Below are 1,541 nucleotides of genomic sequence, written 5' to 3'. Positions count from 1 at the left end.
GACCTCGGGGATCGAGCAGATCAACCAGGCGATCACGCAGATGGACCAGGTGACGCAGCAGAACGCGGCGCTGGTGGAGGAGGCTGCGGCGGCGGCGGGCTCGCTGCAGGAGCAGGCGTCGAGCCTCACGCAGGTCGTGAGCGTCTTCAAGCTCAACGCGGGCGCACAGGCCGCACCCGCGGTGTTCCATGCGGCCAGGGCGGCCGGTGCGGCCGTCAAACCGGCATCGAAGCCTCGCGCCAAGGCCGCGGCAGGCACGCGCGAGAAAAAAGAGACTCCATCGCCTCAACCGTCGGTGGCCGGCACCGGCGCGGGCGATTGGACCGAGTTCTAGAGCGCGCGCGACGCCCCGGAGCCTACCCGCCCGTTCGATCATTGAAAGAAGAGTGTCATGAGTTTGAGAGATCTGAAAATAGGTACGCGCCTGGGCGTCGGCTTTGCCGCCATGCTGGTGTTGATAGCCCTCATTTCCGCGACCGGAATGCTGCGCCTCGCCAATGTCGGCAACGCCACGCATCAGATGGTCGAAGGCCCGCTGGTCAAGGAGCGCCTGGTCGGCGAATGGGCCAAGCTGCTCGCGGCCAGCATCGTGCGCACCTTCGCGATCGTCAAGGCGACCGACAGCGCCACCGAAGCCCATTTCAAGAAGGAACTCGCCGCGGGCCAGGCGCTCATCAATCCCATCCAGAAACAGCTCGAGGGACTGCTGACCTCACCCGAGGAAAAGAAGCTCTATGCCGAAGTGGCCGATGCGCGGCGGACCGTGCTCGAGATGCTGGGCACCCTGAACAAGCTCAAGGCCGCCAATGACCTGGAGGGCGCCAACAAGCTGGCCGACAACCAGTTCGCGGCCGGACTCGCGATCTACGAAAAGGCAGTCGGCGCCCTGGCCACCCACGAGCACACCCAGATCGACGCCACGGCGAAGAGCATCGAGGAAGAGCACAACGCCGGCCGCACCGCCATGGCCGTGCTGGCCGCGGTGGCGCTGGTGGTGGGCGCTCTTCTGGCCTGGCGCTTGACGGTCGGTATCGTTCGGCCGCTGGGCCAGGCCGTGAAGGTGGCCGAGACGGTGGCGGCCGGTGACCTGAGCGCGCGCATCCAGGTGGAAAGCCGCGACGAGACGGGCCAGCTGATGCAGGCCCTCAAGCACATGAACGACAGCCTGTCGAAGGTGGTGGGCGAAGTGCGCACGGGCACCGACACCATCGCGACGGCCTCGGGCGAGATCGCCACCGGCAACCAGGACCTGTCGTCGCGCACCGAGGAGCAGGCGAGCTCGCTGGAAGAGACGGCGGCCTCGATGGAGGAACTGACCTCGACCGTGAAGCAGAACGCCGACAACGCGCGGCAGGCGAATCAACTGGCTGTGTCGGCCTCCGAAGTGGCGGTCCGGGGCGGCAGCGTGGTGAGCCAGGTGGTGGACACCATGGGCTCGATCAACGCGTCCTCGCGCAAGATCGTGGACATCATCGGCGTCATCGACGGCATCGCCTTCCAGACCAACATCCTGGCGCTTTCCAGACCAACATCCTGGCGCT

The 1,541-nt window shown here is 66.5% G+C and carries 1 protein-coding gene and 1 pseudogene; both read left to right on the top strand.

Going from position 1 to position 1,541, the window contains the following annotated elements:
- A pseudogene (locus AB4Z46_RS35245) lies at positions 1-334 on the top strand (methyl-accepting chemotaxis protein); the annotation flags it as partial.
- A 57-nt stretch (positions 335-391) separates the two neighbouring features.
- A partial coding sequence (locus AB4Z46_RS35240) for a methyl-accepting chemotaxis protein (protein WP_442288197.1) occupies positions 392-1,541 on the top strand: 1,150 nt, incomplete at its 3' end.

Source organism: Variovorax sp. M-6, assembly GCF_052114385.1.
In the GTDB taxonomy this organism is placed as follows: Bacteria; Pseudomonadota; Gammaproteobacteria; order Burkholderiales; family Burkholderiaceae_C; genus Variovorax.
The sequence above is the reverse complement of the archived record's forward strand: the minus strand, read 5'-3'. Positions and strand labels throughout refer to the sequence as shown.